This window comes from Microcoleus sp. S1D4 (assembly GCF_036700765.1).
GTDB lineage: Bacteria > Cyanobacteriota > Cyanobacteriia > Cyanobacteriales > Microcoleaceae > Microcoleus.
In genome coordinates this window covers 47,481-66,565 of the sequence record NZ_JAUBPP010000024.1, presented here as the reverse complement: position 1 = coordinate 66,565, position 19,085 = coordinate 47,481, and the positions used below count along the sequence as shown (strand labels likewise).

General features: G+C 45.9%; 14 protein-coding genes. 6 read left to right on the top strand and 8 right to left on the bottom strand.

The window, feature by feature from the left end:
* Positions 1-20: 20 nt before the first annotated feature.
* Complete coding sequence (locus QT998_RS21925; RefSeq protein WP_333117745.1) at positions 21-737, bottom strand: leucine-rich repeat domain-containing protein; 717 nt, start codon at positions 735-737, stop codon at positions 21-23.
* A 135-nt stretch (positions 738-872) separates the two neighbouring features.
* Here QT998_RS21925 and QT998_RS21920 point away from each other — a divergent pair, with 135 nt between their 5' ends.
* The 3 genes from QT998_RS21920 (at position 873) to QT998_RS21910 (ending at position 5,119) form a co-directional block, all read left to right on the top strand.
* The gene (locus QT998_RS21920) at positions 873-2,822 is read left to right on the top strand and encodes a long-chain fatty acid--CoA ligase (protein WP_333089541.1); all 1,950 of its coding nucleotides are present in this window, start codon (positions 873-875) and stop codon (positions 2,820-2,822) included.
* A 393-nt stretch (positions 2,823-3,215) separates the two neighbouring features.
* Complete coding sequence (locus tag QT998_RS21915) at positions 3,216-3,656, top strand: YlqD family protein (RefSeq protein ID WP_194011841.1); 441 nt, start codon at positions 3,216-3,218, stop codon at positions 3,654-3,656.
* Between the two features lie 176 nt (positions 3,657-3,832).
* The gene (locus tag QT998_RS21910) at positions 3,833-5,119 is read left to right on the top strand and encodes a dihydrolipoamide acetyltransferase family protein (protein ID WP_333089816.1); all 1,287 of its coding nucleotides are present in this window, start codon (positions 3,833-3,835) and stop codon (positions 5,117-5,119) included.
* Between the two features lie 607 nt (positions 5,120-5,726).
* Here QT998_RS21910 and mscL read toward each other — a convergent pair.
* Positions 5,727-6,164: a large conductance mechanosensitive channel protein MscL gene (gene mscL / locus QT998_RS21905; RefSeq protein ID WP_194067975.1), complete on the bottom strand. Its 438-nt coding sequence runs from the start codon at positions 6,162-6,164 to the stop codon at positions 5,727-5,729.
* Between the two features lie 428 nt (positions 6,165-6,592).
* On the opposite strand from mscL, the gene QT998_RS27580 reads away from it, so the two are divergent.
* Positions 6,593-6,754 (top strand): transposase, encoded by a 162-nt coding sequence (locus tag QT998_RS27580; protein WP_194067976.1) that lies wholly within the window; start codon positions 6,593-6,595, stop codon positions 6,752-6,754.
* A gap of 201 nt (positions 6,755-6,955) precedes the next feature.
* Here QT998_RS27580 and QT998_RS21900 read toward each other — a convergent pair whose 3' ends face one another.
* Positions 6,956-8,389 carry a DUF3370 domain-containing protein gene (locus QT998_RS21900; protein WP_442921992.1) on the bottom strand — a complete coding sequence of 478 codons (1,434 nt, stop codon included), beginning with the start codon at positions 8,387-8,389 and terminating at the stop codon, positions 6,956-6,958.
* Between the two features lie 298 nt (positions 8,390-8,687).
* Positions 8,688-9,422, bottom strand: a complete 735-nt coding sequence (locus QT998_RS21895; RefSeq protein ID WP_333117749.1) for a PEP-CTERM sorting domain-containing protein — start codon at positions 9,420-9,422, stop codon at positions 8,688-8,690.
* A gap of 566 nt (positions 9,423-9,988) precedes the next feature.
* Here QT998_RS21895 and surE point away from each other — a divergent pair.
* On the top strand, positions 9,989-10,666 hold the full coding sequence (surE, locus tag QT998_RS21890) for a 5'/3'-nucleotidase SurE (RefSeq protein WP_333117751.1): 678 nt from the start codon (positions 9,989-9,991) through the stop codon (positions 10,664-10,666).
* A gap of 1,089 nt (positions 10,667-11,755) precedes the next feature.
* The gene (locus QT998_RS21885) at positions 11,756-12,628 is read left to right on the top strand and encodes a pentapeptide repeat-containing protein (protein WP_333093440.1); all 873 of its coding nucleotides are present in this window, start codon (positions 11,756-11,758) and stop codon (positions 12,626-12,628) included.
* A 131-nt stretch (positions 12,629-12,759) separates the two neighbouring features.
* Here the strand turns inward: QT998_RS21885 and QT998_RS21880 are convergent, their stop codons facing one another.
* The 4 genes from QT998_RS21880 to QT998_RS21865 form a co-directional block, all read right to left on the bottom strand.
* The gene (locus tag QT998_RS21880) at positions 12,760-13,974 is read right to left on the bottom strand and encodes an FAD-dependent oxidoreductase (protein WP_333093441.1); all 1,215 of its coding nucleotides are present in this window, start codon (positions 13,972-13,974) and stop codon (positions 12,760-12,762) included.
* A gap of 429 nt (positions 13,975-14,403) precedes the next feature.
* Positions 14,404-15,936, bottom strand: coding sequence for a phytoene desaturase family protein (locus tag QT998_RS21875; protein WP_333093442.1), 1,533 nt, complete (start codon positions 15,934-15,936; stop codon positions 14,404-14,406).
* 434 nt (positions 15,937-16,370) lie between these two features.
* Positions 16,371-16,856 (bottom strand): CRR6 family NdhI maturation factor, encoded by a 486-nt coding sequence (locus tag QT998_RS21870; protein ID WP_333093443.1) that lies wholly within the window; start codon positions 16,854-16,856, stop codon positions 16,371-16,373.
* 267 nt (positions 16,857-17,123) lie between these two features.
* Positions 17,124-19,082, bottom strand: a complete 1,959-nt coding sequence (locus tag QT998_RS21865) for a DUF3685 domain-containing protein (RefSeq protein WP_333117752.1) — start codon at positions 19,080-19,082, stop codon at positions 17,124-17,126.
* Positions 19,083-19,085 lie beyond the last annotated feature (3 nt).

Genomic DNA, 19,085 nt, shown 5'->3' with positions numbered 1-19,085 from the left:
CTGAACATTTAATTTCAGAGTTACCACTGACAGATAGACTCGGGATTGAGAGGACAAGTCTTGGGTGCGATCGGGTTTCCCATGATGTTGAGCCGAGTCAGTTTAGTTAAGGAGTGTAAGGGTTTGATGTCTCTGATTTGATTGCTATCGAGGTTGAGCACAGTCAGATCAGTCAAAGATTCTAGCGGTTTGATGTCGCTGATTTGATTATTGTTGAGACCAAGCTCCTTCAGGTTAGTCAAAGATTCTAGGGGTTTGATGTCGCTGATTTGATTGTTGCTGAGGACAAGATGCTTCAGGTTAGTCAAGGATTCTAGGGGTTTGATGTCGCTGATTTTATTGCCAATGAGGATGAGCACAGTCAGGTTAGTCAAGGATGCTAGCGGTTTGATGTCGCCGATATTATTGTCAATGAGAAACAGATCCGTGAGAAGAGAAAGTTTCTGATTAGCAGCATCGCAATCAGTAGTCCCTGCTTCCTTCAACAGCACATCAACAGTATGTTTAGTTTCAGGACTCAAATCAGCTTTTTGGCGACACCAATCAGCAAATGTTCGTTCACTTTTTGTCGGTTGCGGTTTGGAGACTAACGCGGAAGGTCTATTGTTTCCCGGTTGCGGATCTGCGACTAACTTGGAAGGCTTATTTCCACATGATGCTAGCCCGATCGCACTCCAAGCAAATACTATCAACCTTGATAAATTAATCTGTTTTTGTGCAACTATAATTTTCATCATTTTGTATCCCTAATTTTCTAAATAAACAATGGCAGGTTGGCAAACTGTCACGAGACTGCCACAAAGTTCTAAAATAGCTCTGATATTAAACTTGTACCCAATAACTTTATCTCCGAAAACCCCGGAAAATACCCTATGAACGGCCCAGCGTCTTACACATTGCCTCAAATGACCGATCGCGATCGCGCGAACCTCAGCCGCCTGATCGACTATACTTCCATTAAATCCGTACCCGAAATTTGGGCGATCGTCAAACAGCGATTTCCCCAAACCGTCGCCCTCCACGATCCCCACAGCCAGCCAGAAATCAAACTCACCTACACCGACCTCTACCACCAAATCCAGCAATTCGCCCGTGGCTTGCAAGCCCTAGGCATCGAATCCAATCCCGAAGAAGCAATCCCTCCCCGCGTCGCCCTCTTCGCCGACAACAGCCCCCGCTGGCTGATAGCCGACCAAGGCATCATGACCGCCGGGGCCGCCAACGTCGTTCGAGGTGCCACCGCCGACCCCGGAGAACTCCTGCACATCATCCAAGACAGCGGCAGTACCGCCTTAGTAGTCGAAAACCAGGCATTACTCAAAAAACTCCAACACCGCCTCCCCGACTTACCCATTCAACTCGTCGTCCTCCTCTCCGACGAAGAACCAGAAACCAACCAAACCCTCAACACAGTCAAATTTTCCGAAGTCATGGCCACAGGGGCAAGTAGCACCCTCAAACCCACCAACCACAACCCGCAAACCCTCGCCACTCTCCTCTACACCAGCGGCACCACCGGCAAACCCAAAGGCGTTATGCTGACCCACGGCAACTTGCTGCACCAAATCACCACCTTCGGGACAATTCTCCAGCCCGAAGCCGGCGATGGCGTTCTCAGCATCCTCCCCAGTTGGCACGCCTACGAACGCACGGTTGAATATTTCATGTTTTCCCAAGGATGCACCCAAATTTACACCAGCATTCGCTATTTCAAACAAGACTTTAAAACTTACAAACCCCAGTACATGGTTAGCGTTCCGCGCATCTGGGAATCGATTTACGAGGCAGTACAAAAGCAATTTCGGGAACAGCCGCCCAACAAACAAAAATTGGTGAATTTCCTGTTATCTGCCAGCCAACAATACATAGAAGCCCGCCGCATTTCCCAAGGATTAACTCTCAATTTACAACCTGCCTCAGTTGCTGAAAACTTGATCGCCCGGATCAAAATCATTCTGTTGTCGCCCGTTTACGCCCTTGCCGAAAAACTCGTTTACCAAAAAGTCCGGGAAGCTACGGGAGGACGTTTTAAGTGGGCAATCAGCGGCGGCGGTTCTTTGGCCGCGCATTTAGACAATTTCTTTGAAATTGCGAATATCGGTTTGTTGGTGGGATACGGTTTAACCGAAACATCCCCGGTTTTGACAGTCCGCCGCCCTTGGCACAATCTTAAAGGTTCTGCCGGAGGGCCTATTCCGGGTACGGAAATTAAAATAGTAGACTCGGAGACTCGGCAACAACTGCTTCCGGGCCAGCGCGGCTTGGTATTGGCAAAAGGGCCGCAAATCATGGCGGGCTATTATCTCAATCCCCAAGCTACCTCAAAGGTGATGGACTCGATGGGCTGGTTTGACACCGGCGATTTAGGCTGGCTGACACCTGGAAACGACTTAGTTTTGACCGGGCGGGCCAAAGATACGATCGTCCTCAGCAACGGCGAAAATATCGAACCGCAGCCGATCGAAGATGCCTGCATCCGCAGCCCCTACATCGACCAAATTATCGTAGTAGGTCAAGACCAGAAATCGATCGGCGCCTTAATTGTCCCCAATTCAGAAGCCCTACTCAAATGGGGCGAAACTCAGAGTCCGCCCATACAGGAAATTGACTGGAATAGCAAGATAATTCAAGACTTATTCCGCCAAGAGTTGAACCGGGAGGTGAAAAATCGCCCTGGATACCGCGCGGACGATCGCATCGGCCCGTTCCGGTTAATTCAGGAGCCATTTTCAATGGAAAATGGAATGTTGACCCAGACCCTGAAAATTAAGCGCCCGGTTGTGACTGAACACTACCGCGATATGATTGACGGGATGTTTTGAAAATATTCGCAGGACTTGGGGAATGGAAAAGCAAAAATGATCCCAACAACCGAGTCCCAATTGGTGTCAACAATCGCCTGAAAACCTTTGTATCTCTCGTTGATAGCAGAGGCCAGAGCCCCCTCGCATCCCCTTAAGAAGAGGGGTTGACTTTGAGAAGATTCTTATCCCCCCCGACCTAGGGGCGTGCCCGCCCTGGGCTAGGCGGGATCTGGTCTAAATCGCCAGACAGAAGACCGATCGTAGGTTTGAAGGTTAAGTTGACACCAATGCCCTAGTCTCGAATCCGAGTCCTCAGTCATTAGGAAATGTTTGCGAACTAATGACTAATGACGGATGACTTAGGACGAATGACTAATGACTAATTCCCCTTGATAATTGACAAGCAACAACATGGAACCACAATTACTCTTGAAGCGATCGATTAGCGTGAAAGTCATCGTTACTCCCCGCTGGAAAGAAGAAGCTCAACAACAACTCCAAGGCCAAATCAACCAAATAGATTCTCAGCTACAACAGCTAGAAATGCAAGGGAGCCGGATGATTTCTGAAATCCAAAAGCAAAACCTGCAACCCCCAGGCCCGCAAGTAACCCAGCAAATAGAAAACATTCAAGTGCAAGTGAATCAAAGAAAAAGCGAACTGCTAGAACAAAAAAACCAAAACCTGCAACAACTCCAACAAGTACAGGTTTTAGACCTCGAACAAGAAGTTAGTCAAGGTCAAATTGACGGCACGTTCACCGTCGGGATGGGAGAAAACTTGATTCAAAAAATGCAAGTAGAAATTCTACTCCGCGACGGCATAGTTGAAGAAATTCGAGGTGATATTTAGAAGTTAGAAATTGGTAATTGGTAATTGGTAATTGCTAATTGGTATGTAATTTTGAGTTGATAGTCGCACATCTTCGGACTAGAGGCTGGCATAATAATTATTGCCGATTGCCGATCGCCAATTATCAATCGCCAAATACCGATCGCCAATTACCAAATCAAAAGGACTTTTTACAGATGATTCGCGAAGTTTTCATGCCAGCCCTGAGTTCTACCATGACAGAGGGCAAAATTGTTTCCTGGGTCAAATCCGCCGGAGACAAAGTAGAAAAGGGCGAAACCGTAGTCGTAGTTGAATCCGACAAAGCCGACATGGATGTCGAGTCTTTCTACGAAGGCTATCTAGCAATAATTATTGTAGAAGCTGGCGAAGTTGCTCCGGTGGGAGCCGCGATCGCCCTAGTCGCAGAAACAGAAGCCGAAATTGCAGAAGCTCAGAAACAAGGAGCAGGCGCAACCTCCGCCTCCGCCCCAGCCCCAGCAGCCTCCGCCCCAGTCGCAGCTAGCGCATCAGCAGGTTTGCAGCAAAACGTCAGCCGCCAAAACGGCCGCAGCGTCGTTTCTCCCCGCGCTCGCAAATTAGCCAAAGAATTTAAAGTAGATTTGAATTCGATCAAAGGCAGCGGCCCCAACGGTCGCATTGTTGCAGAAGACGTGGAAGCAGCAGCCGGTAAAGCCCAACCAGCCCCGGTTCAACAACAGGTAACAGTCCCCGCCGCAGCCGCACCCGCCGCAGCCGCACCCGCCGCAGCCAAACCTGCACCCGCACCAGTCCCAGCAGTGGCGCTTTCCGGTAACAGAGTACCGATGAACGCGCTGCAAAATGCGGTGGTACGCAACATGGAAGCAAGTTTGAGCGTGCCCTGTTTCCGCGTGGGTTACACAATTACTACTGACAATCTCGACAAACTCTACAAACAAATTAAGTCGAAGGGCGTCACGATGACGGCTATGCTGGCGAAGGCTGTAGCAGTAACTTTACAAAAACATCCTCTGCTGAATGCTTGTTATGTAGAGTCGGGAATTCAACACCGCGCTGATATTAATGTAGCGGTAGCGGTGGCGATGGAGGGTGGCGGTTTGATTACGCCGGTGTTGCAAAATGCCGATCGCCTCGACATATATTCTCTCTCCCGCACTTGGAAGGATTTAGTCGATCGCGCCCGCACCAAACAGCTAAAACCCGATGAATACAGCACGGGAACTTTTACTCTTTCCAATTTGGGAATGTTTGGAGTAGATAAGTTTGACGCGATTTTGCCGCCGAATCAAGGCTCGATTTTGGCGATCGGTTCTTCGCGGCCGCAAGTAGTAGCAAACGAGGAAGGTTTGATGGGAGTGAAGCGACAAATGCAGGTGAATATTACTTGCGATCACCGAGTAATTTACGGTGCTGACGCTGCATCTTTCTTGAAAGATTTAGCCAAATTGATTGAGACAAATCCTCAATCTTTGACACTTTAATTAGGACTAAAGTCCTGACTACAAACCTTACTCTGAGGTTCGTAGTCAGGACTTCAGTCGGGAACATCTCAGTATTGCAAAAAGGATTTTTATGATTATAGAACCCATTTAACATCTTTTGTAAAATCCTTACAGGGCAACTATTCTAGCCTAAATTTAGGATTCTACTGATTCGCCCCAAACCTAGTTGTGGTAATAAGTCTGGAATAGATGTCAAATGGGTTCTATAGGCCTGAACTATGCCTACAGCCATACCCTCGATAATAAAGAAAGCATCTCCAAATTGAACGTTAATAACGTGTAATTTCTCAGCGTTAAAAAAGCACGCAATTCGGAAACACGTAAAAGGAAAATTATGAAAAATACTGTTTATTACCACCAAACTTTGGATTCAGGGTGCCGGTTACGAAATCGCAAAGAAGGCTTTTGAAATATCTTTAGTCTTAGTGTGCAAAAAAGGAGATAACAGCCTAAACTTTTGCCTGCATCCCCTAAAAATCAAGTATTAAGTAGTTGTACAAAATTAACTACACAAAATCTCCCCTGAAAGCCTTACAGCGTAAAGAGTCTTTATCTAATTAATTTCGTTTGGTTACTTACGTAGGCTCTAAATACCACGCGATTCCAATGCTTTTGCTAAGCGTTCTAAAACTTCTGTCATCTTTTCCTGGTTGAGAGTAGCAGCATCAACAAGTGCAACTTCTGCTTCTGCTTCTGCTGCTTGCCGACGAATTAATCTTTTTTTTGCAGATTCTACGCTTCGGAGTAATAGAAAAATAACAAAGGCGATAATCACAAAACTAATTACAGATGCCAGGAAAACACCCCATTTTATACCTCCTGGTGCCCAACTTTCCAGGTCTTTAGCTCCCGCAGCCGTTAAAGCAGGATTAAGAAGAATGGGAGTAATAATATCTTTGACTAAAGAATCAATGATTTTTCCAAAGGCTCCACCAATGATGACGGCAACTGCCAGTTCAAGGACATTTCCCTGAACTAAAAACTTCCAGAAATCGCTCCAAAATCCGCTACTACTTCTTGCCATGATGGATGTTCCCCTATAGATATGCCAGTAAAATTTATTTTCTCATGATTCAGGAAAAACTTTATTATATTTTAAACCAAACAAACTGGTCAAAGGCGATCGGGTTCAATCGAAGAACGGAGTGGCGCGACTTTTTGGTGCAACGGATGTTGTCCTTACTTTTCACGCTATCTCTGAAAGCCCTGTCAGGCAAGGGTTTCATCTGAAGACGTTTGTCAATGATTTCTACTTAGGGCTTGCTGAAAAAGTGTACGCAGTGGAAAAACGAGGCTACACAGCTTGAAAAATAGTAGGTTTATTGGTGAATTCCCAAATTTAGCCAGAGACGAACAACCAAGGTGCAAACGTTTTGAGCCTCTATAAAACCCGTTTGACATCTTTTATGCTGTTATACGTGACCGCAAAAGCATTATCCAGCAGCAGCAGCCATGCCTTATTGTAGCAGTCTGACGGATTCAGAATGGGAAATAATTGAACCCATACTACATGAGATATTGCCCAGGAAGAAGCTAACTAAACCATGTAACTGGACAAAAAGAGAAATCTTAGACGGAATCTTCTATCAACTAAAAAATGGCTGCAATTGGTAAGACCTACCCAAGGATTGGCCCCCTTACAAGGGCCGTATATTGGCTTTACTTGCAGTGGCGAAAGGGAGTGATAGAAGAGCTGATGAGAGTGCTACATGGGCAAGTGCGTGAGCAGGTAAAAAAAGCCCAATGGACTACATTTTAGTTTTTCTTGATGCGGACTAAAGTCCTCACTACAAACCTTTGACTACTGACTATAAACTAATTACTCGATCGCACAGTCAAGACTTGCGGCGGCGTCGCATCCGGCGGATACAAGAAATCCACCTGCACCAAACGGCGTTCCCCCGGCTTCATATTCACATTCACCAAAGGTTCCCCCTGCTGTCCCCGGCGCTGCACGATGTGAATGTAGCGCGTCAAAGTCTTACCCGTATCGTCATTAAATATCACCCGCACCGTACCTCGGAAAAATATCCGATTTTCCGGCGGATCGTAAAACATCAATCCCCCCGATTTTGTATTTGTTTTAATCGGTGTTTGCATTCTAATACTCACCGATTGAGACTCGCGAGATTTGTTATAAAGCGGAAAAGCTAAGTTGTATTGAATTCCGTAATTGCCGTGAGCAAAATAAGCAGTATCGGGATAGCGAGCTAACATTTTAGCGCTTTGAATTTGGCCTGTGCCAAAAGTACCCGTATCCGTAGTGCTCAGAGCATAGGAAAATGACTCGCCGCGCTTGGGAACAGTTAAATAATCGGTTCTCGAATTATCAGTAATTTTAGCTTTCCACTCCGAACCTTCAGCTACTCCCGCCACGCGGCCGTAAATTTTTTGCAGCGGATTTTCGTCTTGCGGAGTTGGTGCCAAATCTCTCGGCCCCGCTAAACCTTTGGTATTTAAAATATTTTCCCACTGTTCTAATGTCGGAGATTGTTCGACTCCATTTTTAGTTGGAGGAGCAAACATTGCTAAACTAGCAACATAAACCGAATTGCTGCTCGACATTCGCATCAAAGTCGATCGACCGTTGGAAGCAGGCCTAATATTCCCCACAGGTATCGGCAAATTCATCAGCATTCGGCTCTGCATGGCCGGAATTTCGATCGCAGCGGGCAAAATGGCTTGTCTGTACCCCCGCAGCACATCGCTGGTAATCCGGCTTCCAGGCCCCGCAAACACAGTGCCGAATCGATTTTCTAAATACGACGGCAAATCGACAAACAACGCATCCGGCTGAGTTAAATAGGTAGCTCCTTGCAAGACTTTTAAAGTAACAGGTTCCGAGTTGGGATTGTAGACAATTATTCCTTGAAATAAGGTGCGAGTTTCGTTGCGATTTTTAGCTTTGGCGATGTGGTGGGCGAAGATATCAAATCGATTTTTGAAGGGAAAGTTTAAGTGTGCAGAAGGTACTTGTTTACCTTCTTGGGGAAATGTGGAGAGCAAAATGCCTTCGGTTTGCACGACTTCCGGGCTGTTGCTGTTGAAAACGGGAATGTTGTCGAGTTTTCCCGGCAAAACGCGCACTTGCTGGGGCACTGTCACAGTATTCAGCGGGCTGCTGCTTGGCGGCGGCGGCTGCACATCCCGTTCGTTTTCCGGTAGGGGAACTTCTGGCTGGATAATCAGTTGCTGTTGGGTGGGAGGTGCGGCAATTGCTTGAGCTAAGGGTAGAATTGGTAAAAACATAGCTGCGATCGCGTTTAACTGAACTTGTGCTGATAATTCGATCGGGCGATCGACACAAAACTTTACCACAAGTTGGTTGATATTTTTTGGGGAATTTGGGATGTTAGGTCAATTTTTGTGGAAATTCTGGCATCGCAAATTTTTTGTTCTACTTAATGACAAAATGTAGAGCAAAAATAAGAGCCAGAAGCACTATAGCTGCGCTGGCTCTTATGAATTGATACTAGAAGTTAACCTGAATCCACTAGAAATGCGACGAGCTTTTCTGCCGATGGATGACCTGCACCCCTGAGAAAATTTAAGCAAGAGCTTTTTTTGCCTGCTTGCGGCGTGCTGCTACTAAACTTCCCAACCCCATCACCATGCCTGCAATAGTAGTTGGTTCGGGTACTGGCTCAGCATCAGCCGAAACTCCGGCCATAACTTTGTCACTCTTACCAACATTAGACCCAGCTACCTGTTGGAAGCGAACCCCTGCCTTGAGCGTACCATTCTGAAATCCCGTCAAGAAAGCACTTTCTGCCTGAGCCGCACTTAGACTGCTGCCAGTTAGCAAAAAGCTAACCAAAGTAGACTGATTTTTATATAAGCCTTCATTAGCGTTTCCACCTTCAAACTCTTTGCGCGGAATGCTAATGCCATAGTCGAAACCGTTGTGCAAGCCACTAATATCAACATTGTTCCAAAACGCTGTAAAATTGCTGCCTGCGGTCGATTTAACCGATGCATTAACGCCGCTCAATACGTCAAATGCCACCCCAACGAGAGAAGAGTTGGTTGCGCCACCGGCTGTAGTCTTAGTGCCAGTGGTATTGGTGATGCCCAAATTCAGGAGCAAGTCGGCTCCACTTTGGACAAAGTTGAAGTCCAATGTTGCAGTAGCGCCGGTGCCAATGCCGTTGGTCGTACCGTACTGAGGAGCCACGGATAAACTGAAGGCTTGGGCTTGCGTTGCAGTTAGTAATGAAGAAGCAACAACTAAACCAGCAGTAGCTATACAGGCGGTTAGTGGTTGGGCGAAGTTGGTTTTCATAAGAGTAATCCTTTTTTATATCGTTGGGGGATTGACTTTATTGATTTATTTCGGTATGTATTTACATCATCTATCATGTAAAGGTCTTTGTCTATACATTTTTGATACCTTTACCAAAACAATATTTTGCGAGGTTTAAGAATAAACCTTTCGTAAACGTGGTTGTATCGCCAAGGCTAGGATGACTGCTGCTGAGGCATTCCACGCCTAACTATCCGTTATTGCAACTTTCGGTATCATCGGTTGTCACAACCGCTGACTACGTAATGTTACTAAGACTAAGTAATATATTATACAAATATTGAGAAATGTGTTGGTCGATCGCCTGATGTACGCGAAAGTAAATATGGAATTAGTAACTCTTCCCGGGCGCAGATAGCGGGTTTGAGCCACTAAAGTACGGCGTGGAGAACCCAAAATTTAGACTTTTGTTCAATCTCCCAGATTCATCTGTGAAGTAAATCTAAAATCTAAAATCGACAGAATCCCCGCGACACCCTACAATTTGAGATTGCCTCGACTCGCCCGCCAGTGACACAATAACGTTACTAACAGACAAATTTTCAATGACGATAATTTTAACCAACGACGACGGCATCGACGCTCCGGGGATTCAGGCACTTTTGCAGGCTGTAGAAGGCAAAACAATTATGGTGGCTCCGCAGGGGCAATTGTCGGGCTGCGGGCATCAGGTGACGGCTCACAGTCCGATTCATGTCGATCGGCGATCGTCCGTGGAATATGCTGTAGGGGGAACACCTGCCGATTGCGTGCGTATTGCTCTTCATCACCTTTGTGCGAAGCCGGATTTGGTGCTTTCGGGTATTAACGCAGGTGGCAATTTGGGCGTTGACGTGTATATTTCGGGTACGGTTGCGGCTGTGCGGGAAGCAGCCATGCACGGTATTCCGGGAATCGCAATTTCCCACCGGATTAAAAGGCCACTGGAAATAGATTGGGATGTCGCTACTCGGTGGACATCGCGGGTGTTGGCGGATTTGCTGAACCGGGAACCAAAGTCGGGGTGTTTTTGGAATGTGAATTTGCCACATTTAGCGCCGGGAAGTGCGGAACCGGAAATTGTGTTTTGCCAGCCTTCGACGCAGCCGCTGCCTGTGGTTTACCGGGTGGAGGGAGAATACTTTTATTATGCCGGAGAATATGGGAATCGCGATCGGGCGGCGGGGACTGATGTTGACGTGTGTTTTGAGGGTAATATTGCGGTGACTGAGATATCTCTATGAGCGGATTTTGAGCTGTTTGGGCGATCGAGATATTTTTTTATTAGTAGATTAATAGGATGTGTTAAATGCGGCAAGGGAATATTTGATATTGATAGCTAAAAACTAAACTGTACATACCCTAAATAAAATATCGTGTTCGCTCAATTGCCAATAATAAACAAGGTTTGTAGTGAGAACTTTAGTCTTGATAACCAGAAGACTAAATTCCTCACTACATACGAATCTGATTATTAAGCTTCTTCGAGCGACATGACATAAGAAACAGATTTTCGGATTATCCCAAAAAGGGATATTTCGATGTTGGAAATTGTAGTAATGACCATTGCACAGCATTAATAGCCATCCCGAAATCGGCTGCTATCTCTACTTGCTGCCGTCACTGCTACCATGACTTTTTTTTGTCATCCTTCGGCTTAGCCGCAGCGTCAGGCTGTTTCTTGGGCTTTTTGACTTCTTTGTTGCTTTTTTTTTCTTTTGACATGATGATTCCTCTCTTTTGACTCAGCATAACATAGATTGAAACATCTGTCTAACTGCCATTAAAACCGGTTGCCTCAAACTGATTTGAGAGTGTATCCGCTAAGTTACCTTGAATAAAATAGGTTTGTAGTGATGACTTTAGTCCACAGCATTTTCAGAGAGATTTAGTCCTAACTACAAACTTATTTCTTATTTCATTGCATATTTTTAGCAGACACAAGATTGCTTGCGGTTGATTTTTGATGATTTTTGGTAGATGACAGACCCGATTTTGCACAAAGAGCATCTACAGATATCATCGGTAAAATGTCGGAAATTACTTTTAACCGAACAGTTTTGATGTCGCAGCCTCAAACCCTTTATTTACCGGAAAGCCTCTAACGTGCCTCGGCCAGCGCTGCCTTCGTACCGCTTCCCTCAAACCCCTCTTCTAGGGTTGACTGTCCAAAACTGTCGCCAGTGTTGCAAAAAAACCGAGTATCTTGAGAAATATCAAGTTAGTTTGTAGCTTTATCGAAAGTGCGATCGCCTCCGCTCGATTAGATATAAAATATTTATTAAGAGTTAAGAATTTTTAGAGAAATTTTCGCTATTAGGAATCTAACCGCTATGGAAGTCACTGAGCTACTCAAAGACTACGAAAATGGCAAAAGAGACTTTGTAGGTGCCGAGCTGAGCGGAGCCAATCTCAGCGGAGCTATCTTGGACGGAATAAACCTTTCGAGGGCTAACCTTGCGGGAGCTAACCTGAGTCGGGCGCATCTGACCAAAGCAGCACTCAACGGCGCAAACCTTTGCAGGGCAAATCTGAGTTTTGCCAAAATGGGCCAAGCCAGACTAGCCGACGCAGATATCACGAAAGCCAATCTCAGCGGAGCTTTCCTCGTCAAAGCAAAACTCCCCAGGGCTAAGTTGACCGGAGCTCAACTCATAGGTAGCAACCTGCGGAACGCCATTCTCTGGAACGCCAATCTGTGTACGGCAGACTTGCAATTCGTCAACCTGCGGGGAGCAAACCTCACGGGAGCAAATCTCAACTGGGCGCACTGTCCAGAGGTAAAACTCAGCGGTGCAAAGCTTTTTGGCGCTCAACTCACAGGCATCTATCTCAGGAAAGCTTACATGAACGGCATCGACCTCAGCAGGACAGACCTCAATGGTGTCAATCTCAGCGAAGCCAAACTCAACGGGGTCAACTTGGAAGGCTCCAATTTGTTAGCAGCAAATCTCAGCGGGGCTCAGTTGCGGGGCGTCCAGTTGAAGGGAGCAGATTTAACCAGAGCGAACTTGGTGGGAGTTTCTTTGGTGCAGGCAAATCTCGATTGGGCTAGGCTGTGTTATGCAGACTTGAGCGAGGCAGACTTGAGCGGCGCAACATTCTTGGGAGCTAACTTTGAGGGTACTTTGTTAGCCGGCTCCACAATGGGCGCATCTGCGAGTTTTGATGTCTGCTTAACTGCGACTGGTTGTGTCGCAGCGTAAGCATTCGAGAAAAGTTACTCTGGCAATCAATATTTGATATGTTAACCGCAGATTTCCAGCGGATAAACACTGATGGACGCAGATAATTCAATTTTGTCTGCGATGCAGAGTGCAACTCAAGTCTATTGAACTCACCCGATTAATTTTGCGACTCGCAAAGCAGAGGTAATCGCTCCTTCGTGCAAACCATCCCCCAAATAAGCTCCCGCATGATAAGTGTGGTTCTCGCCGTTAGTCTCGATAACTTCGTCTCGGTATCGAAAAGACTCGACATTATACATGGGTGTATGATGTTTTTGAATGTGAATAATCTGGTTTTGGTCGATCGACTGTTCGAGTCGAAATGCTAAACTGTACTCTCGTGGTGACGAAATGCCGCAAAGCTGATTCAAGCTCGCATTGTAGCCCCATCCTTTGTCCGTCTCGAAAAAATCAAATTCTGATAACTTGCGGATGCCGTAGCGATCGTACATCGAAGTATCCGAATGCAGCACCGTCGTGGCATAATTGGGTTGCCACGCCCCAAACCGCTTCGTTTCCGCCTCCGTCGGGTCAGCCAACAGCCTCATTACTTGGTCTGGCGGCATCGCAAAAACCACCTTATCAAACTCCTGAATCTCCCCATCAGAAAGCACAATTTTTACAGCATCCGCACTTCTAAAAATCTTGGCAATCTCCCGATTTAGCAGTATATCGCCCTGAAAGCGCTCCAGAATCTTTTCAATGTAAGAATACACCCCCCCTTTAATCCTCACCCAATTGACCGAGGCATAATCGCGCAAAACAGGCATCGCCAATTGGGCAGGAAAATTGTCTAGTAATTCAAACGGTATCGAGTAGCTGTACATCGTCAACAACTTCAGCCAATCGTTACGGATGCACGAACTTTTCAAACTCCCAGAAAGCGCGATATCGTAGAAATCGTGCTGTTTGGCAAACCGCATTTTTAAAATAAATCCAGCCGAACGAGCATAAAGAGCATCCAGCCGCAAATATTCGATCAGACGTTGAATTCCCGTGAAATTCTTTTTGATTGAAACAGCAGACAAAAAGTGACTGCCATCTTTAAAAAACAGCGCTGATCCAATCTCCACTGGTTCTAATTCAACGCCTAACTCCTGCATTAAAGCCACAAAGTTGTAAAACACTGTGGGAAATTCCAGCACCCCATTTTCTAATATTTCATTGCATTCAGATTGATTTGGCAAAACATTTTTATTTAGCGTGCGAATGTGTCCGCCTAAAATCGGTTGCTTTTCCAAAACAGTGACGTGATGTCCCTGTTTATCGAGCCAGTAGGCTGTGGCCATACCGCTAGCTCCGCCCCCAACAATTGCAATTCTCATAGTTCGCTCCTAGAAGGAAGAAGGAAGAAGTCATTAGTCATTAGTCATTAGTCATTAGTCATCAGTCATTAGTCAGCAATCATTAATCAACAGTTAACAGTCAACAGTCATTAGTCATCAGTCATTAGTGCTGTCCCCTCCGAGCTTTCCGTACAATGTCATCAGTCCGATTGAAGATGGAAGATGGAAGATGGAAGAAATTCTCGTTCCCAGGTTCTACCTGGGAACGCATTTCACTGTTGCTGTGCTTCGTCATTTTTAAGAGGAGGCAGAGCCAGAGTGAAATTTATTCCTTGACTTTGCCAAGGAACGAGATAATGAGAGCAGAAACGAGAGATTTTTAAGAGGAGGCAGAGCCAGAGTGAAATTCATTCCTTGACTTTGCCAAGGAACGAGAGAAACAGGAAAATAACCAATTGCCAATTTTCCTTAGCCTAAAATCGCATCGCCGGATAAACGTTGATAAAGCAGCGCCCCCGTCCAAAATGTCGGCGCAAAGCCTGGATAGCCCGATGAGGCGTTGCAGAAATAGAAATTGTTGAGGGATGTTTCATGATTTAGTCGATCGACTCCCATGTTTTTCGGTGTCAGCCTAGAACCGTAGGAATTGCCGTTAGGACACCAACAGAAGCGCTCGTTAGTTGTAGGACTTCCGGTAATGTGAAATACCATGTGTTTGCGAAAATCTGGAACATAGTGTTTTTCAACTACGTCTAAAATAGAGTCCAGAATCTCTTGTTTTTTCTGTCTGTAAGCTTTGCGATCGCTCTCCCAAAGTTGTTTAAAATAGCTGTAATTCGCAACAGTCAGAAATTCCACAATTTGACAATCTTCAGGACAATCCCCCCCCGCTTCGGTGAGTAAAGTGGGTGTGGTAATTGCAAAACTCGGACTAGAAAAATCATTATTATCGTACATTTGAGCAAAAGCTTCATTCAGATTCAAGTGTTCGGAATGAAACGTATTCCATTTGCCAAATCCATAGTCTCGCAGGTCGATATCTTTGACAACACAGTAGACCATGTAATTAGATGCAGAATACTCGTAGTCGAGTTTCCGCCGCACTGTTTTCGAGAATAGTTCCTCTCCAATCATCTTGGCCGCTCGTTTGGGATCGAGGTTGCAAATCACCGTGTCGCCGGTGAATTCATGGGTTTGATGCGTGGTTAAATCCATCGCTTCAACTCCCGTTACCGTTCTATCTTTCACCCTAAAATTTGTGACTTCGTGGTTTAGAGAAACTTTCCCGCCGTTGGATTCAATGACTTTAACTAAAGAATTGATGACATCTTCAAAATGCTGCGTCGGGTAAAATGCACCTTCTTGATAGCCTCGAAACAAAGCAATCCAAGCATAGAAAGAAAGCTGGTTCGGAGGTAGCAAAAAGTCCGGCCATTGCAGGGCTAATAGGGTTTGGGCTGCTTGCGGGAGTTGGAATTTGTCGAACACGTCTTGAAGCGTGCTGTTGAGGTGCTGGACAGCGCAGAATACCTCGCTGAAATTTTTAATTAATTCAATTGGTTTGACGGGAGGAGCGAGTTTTCTGAGTCCTTCGCCGGTTTTTTCGACTTCGTTGACGAATTTGCGAATTCTCTCGCTTGCTTCGGGAAACAGCGCCGACAATCTGCGGATCAGTTCTTCTGATTCCGAGGGAATATCTAGTGCGTACCCCGGCATTCTCATGTGGTCGAAGCCATTCGGATCGTACCGTTCAAAGGTGACATCGCGATCGAGATTGAGTTTTTTGAGGACTCGATTCACTGTATGTCCTTCGCCGCAGTCCCAAACGTAGTGGAATTGGGCATTAAAGGTGTATTTTTTGGCCATTGTAAAGGTGTGGCCAAAGCCTCCGGGGTGTTCGTGAGCTTCAAGGATGTGTACGGTTTTGCCGGAGTTTGCCATCAAAGCTCCGAAAACCAGTGCTGATAAACCACTGCCGACGATGAGGTAATCTGTTTTCATGGGATATTTCCTCGATCGATATGAAGATGGAAGAAGGAAGAAGGAAGAAGTCATTAGTCATCAGTGCTGTCGCCTCTGAGCTTTCCGTACAACGTCATCAGGAAGATGGAAGAAGGAAGATGCGATCGACCACATGGGTTTCATTCCTAAGAACATTCTCACTACTTATTTATCTAAGCTAACTCTCAATTCTGAGGAAAACGTGAAGTCAAGCAACAAAATTGCTAATGGCGCTGGTTAAAGCATTGTATTAAAGCCATTTTGCGGTTGCTGTTAAGATTAATTAAGCTTTTTTAATCTAATTTATAGCTTGTAGGGCGAGCTTTCCAGGTCGCCCCACCAGGGAAAAAACCGGGTTTATACCTTTGTGCGTAAGTCTTAAGGTATAGATTTATCTACCTAATTAGGATGATATTAATGAGATGTCCGATCGCTTATTTGTGCGGTACTATGACATCAAAAAAAGCGTCATCTAGATCGTAACCAAACATTTGGGACATCGCCATCAACTTCGACTTGCTGGGAATTCCCTGCTGGTTCAACCAATCAGTCAACACAAAGATTTTGCTCATCAAAAACATTTCTAAAGCTTCAGGATTGTACTGAATGCCTTGGGTGCGGTGGAACTGATGCGGCACCAACATCGCCGCGTAGCGGGCCAATTCTCCACCTTTCCAATCTAGCAAAAAGGGCAGCCAAGGATAACAAGCATCCAAGCGGATAAACCACAGCCGCACTTCGGGAATTTCGGAGATTTCTCGCGGATCTAATTCTTCGCGCGGATACTCAATTTCAAATTGTACCTGTTGTTCGTTTTGGGCGATCGCCCCGGAGGCCAGCCACTGTTCGATCACAGTCCGCACCGGAGACAAATCTAAACTGTTTATGCGATCGGCATCAATCGATATCATAATACTCATAAAAAGTCAACCTTATAACATTAAGTTTTAGATTAATCCCACAGATAAATCCGGGAGTCCAGCACCCAATTGCTTGATAGTCAACTGTATACCGTTTAGTTATCATACCACCAGCTATAAATATTTTAGCTGACTAATGACTAATGACTGCTGACTGCTGACTACTGACTACTAAGAGGGCGGGCACGCACCATCCACTGCCCCTACCAACTGACTAATGACTAATGACTAATGACTACTGCCAACCACCAACTGCTAACTAACTAATTACCCATTTTTCCCAAATTTGCCATCCTGCAAAGAATTACCAATTCCCTGAATAATTCCCCGCCCGATCAAACCAATTCCCCGCCCTATCACCTGCGTCAAAACATAAACAACAGCAGCACCCAACAGCGAAATCACCGCGCGAACCCTAGGCGCGATCGCATCCCTAGCTTCCAGCAGCAAAGTCAACACCAACTGCAACCCAGAAAGCTGGGCCAACTCCCGATTTCTCGGAGCATAAATAGAAATTCTCTTAATTCCCGCATCCCCCAAAACAAACAGCCAAAATCTGCTTTCAAAAATGGCTTTTGGTTCTACAAAATAGCTATCCCAGCGATATCTCCAGGATAAATTATTCCGAAACCGCTCAATTTCCCGCGTCGAAATCAACTTTTCATCGTAAAAGTTTTGCTTGATTTCCTCAATATTTGCAAAATTATTCAGTAGGGGCTGCACTACTCCGCTAGCAATTTGAATTGCCAAATTTTCTAACAAAGCTTCCGCTCGCTGCATTGCTTGCGGGCTGCCAGCAACACAAGAAAGATTGCCAACTGTCAGAGGAATTTCAAATAATAAATGGGCAAAAAAATCAACAGTCATCGGTATTTTGTCAAGAATTTCTGCCGCCACGGCTGTTTCTTCTGCCAACAGCACCGGCACCATTTCTACGCTACTGCCGTTTAATAAATTAGCAGCGGTTATCGCTGGATTTTCTGACAGTTTCAAGTTTGTTGGACTGTTGTCTAAAAGCAGATTTTCTTCTGTTTGTAGCGTATAATATTTGCCAAAAAAATCTATGATTGTTGCTTCCCACAAATCCCGCAAAATAGCAGGCATTTTTTCTGACAATTGAGTTGGCTGCACTTGCGAAAAGCGCAATTCCTCTAGCAAATCCTCTAACTTCCGCAGGATGGAACTCATCAATTCGCGCTTTTGAGCCGATCGCAAAATATCGATTTCCAAAGGCACGCCAGTCAAATTCACCAAATCAAACTGTAATTTAGCAGCCGCCGAATCAAACAAACTCCCTTGCCAATCATTTGCCACCACCAAAGATTCCGCCGCCACTTGAGATTTCGCGACTTGCAACTGAGAATTACTCAACAAATTCTCTGCTTTTCCTTCTGCCTTCTCTCTTCTTTTTACCTTGAGCGAAGCCCGATCGCCCTCTTGCTTCTTTTTACCTTGAGCGGAACCCGATCGCCCTCTTGCTTCCAATAATAACTGACTGACAATCCAGCGAGCAGCCAGCAATTCTCGGCGGCGTCCGCTGACTATAACCCGGTCTAAAATAGAGGGCAAATCCGTCGCATCTGCCGCTTTCACCTCTTCTAAATCAGCTTTGACAAGCGCCAAAGCTGAGTCTATTTCCCGCAATCCAGACACAAAAGCATCAGTCAGGATGTTTTGGCGTAAAGGGCGATCGACTATCGGATCATCTAGATTTTCCTCAGCAGCAATTGCTGCTGAGTTTTCTATTGCTGCAACTACGGCTGAATTTAGTTGTATTGTCGAGTTAGCTGTCGCATCCGCCGGCCAATAAGTGCTGCCCGAACCAACCGCGCGAATAGCTTCCATTGTCACAGAAATATCTCTACCTTTAGGACAATAGCCATTCGCGCCCGCAGCTTGTAAGACCGCCAACAACTCCGGTGTCAGCGGTTCGCCTAGCAGCAAGAGCGGCAGGTTAGGGTACAAACTTTTGAGTTCGCCACAAGCTGCCAGCGCCGAATCTTGACCCGATCGCAAATTTAAGGTCTCAACACCCAAAATTGCCAAATCTGGGGGCTTCTCGGCCACTTCAGAGTCGAGGGAGCGAGCTTCTAAAACCTCCACAGCCTCCGAGACAGTCGAAACCTCTGCGACAACCTCCAAGTCTGGAGATTGTTCGCAGGCGACTCGCAATCCCAGCCGGAAAATGGGGTCGTTATCGATCGACAGCAGTTGCAAATTACTCACTCG

What these genes read in the sequence shown, in the direction of transcription:
- QT998_RS21880 (WP_333093441.1), bottom strand. Translation starts at nt 13,974, where the DNA reads ATGAGAATTGCAATTGTTGGGGGCGGAGCTAGCGGTATGGCCACAGCC.
- mscL (WP_194067975.1), bottom strand. Translation starts at nt 6,164, where the DNA reads ATGGCAAGAAGTAGTAGCGGATTTTGGAGCGATTTCTGGAAGTTTTTA.
- QT998_RS21875 (WP_333093442.1), bottom strand. Translation starts at nt 15,936, where the DNA reads ATGAAAACAGATTACCTCATCGTCGGCAGTGGTTTATCAGCACTGGTT.
- QT998_RS21920 (WP_333089541.1), top strand. Translation starts at nt 873, where the DNA reads ATGAACGGCCCAGCGTCTTACACATTGCCTCAAATGACCGATCGCGAT.
- surE (WP_333117751.1), top strand. Translation starts at nt 9,989, where the DNA reads ATGACGATAATTTTAACCAACGACGACGGCATCGACGCTCCGGGGATT.
- QT998_RS27580 (WP_194067976.1), top strand. Translation starts at nt 6,593, where the DNA reads ATGCCTTATTGTAGCAGTCTGACGGATTCAGAATGGGAAATAATTGAA.
- QT998_RS21900 (WP_442921992.1), bottom strand. Translation starts at nt 8,389, where the DNA reads ATGTTTTTACCAATTCTACCCTTAGCTCAAGCAATTGCCGCACCTCCC.
- QT998_RS21910 (WP_333089816.1), top strand. Translation starts at nt 3,833, where the DNA reads ATGATTCGCGAAGTTTTCATGCCAGCCCTGAGTTCTACCATGACAGAG.
- QT998_RS21895 (WP_333117749.1), bottom strand. Translation starts at nt 9,422, where the DNA reads ATGAAAACCAACTTCGCCCAACCACTAACCGCCTGTATAGCTACTGCT.
- QT998_RS21885 (WP_333093440.1), top strand. Translation starts at nt 11,756, where the DNA reads ATGGAAGTCACTGAGCTACTCAAAGACTACGAAAATGGCAAAAGAGAC.
- QT998_RS21915 (WP_194011841.1), top strand. Translation starts at nt 3,216, where the DNA reads ATGGAACCACAATTACTCTTGAAGCGATCGATTAGCGTGAAAGTCATC.
- QT998_RS21870 (WP_333093443.1), bottom strand. Translation starts at nt 16,856, where the DNA reads ATGAGTATTATGATATCGATTGATGCCGATCGCATAAACAGTTTAGAT.
- QT998_RS21925 (WP_333117745.1), bottom strand. Translation starts at nt 737, where the DNA reads ATGATGAAAATTATAGTTGCACAAAAACAGATTAATTTATCAAGGTTG.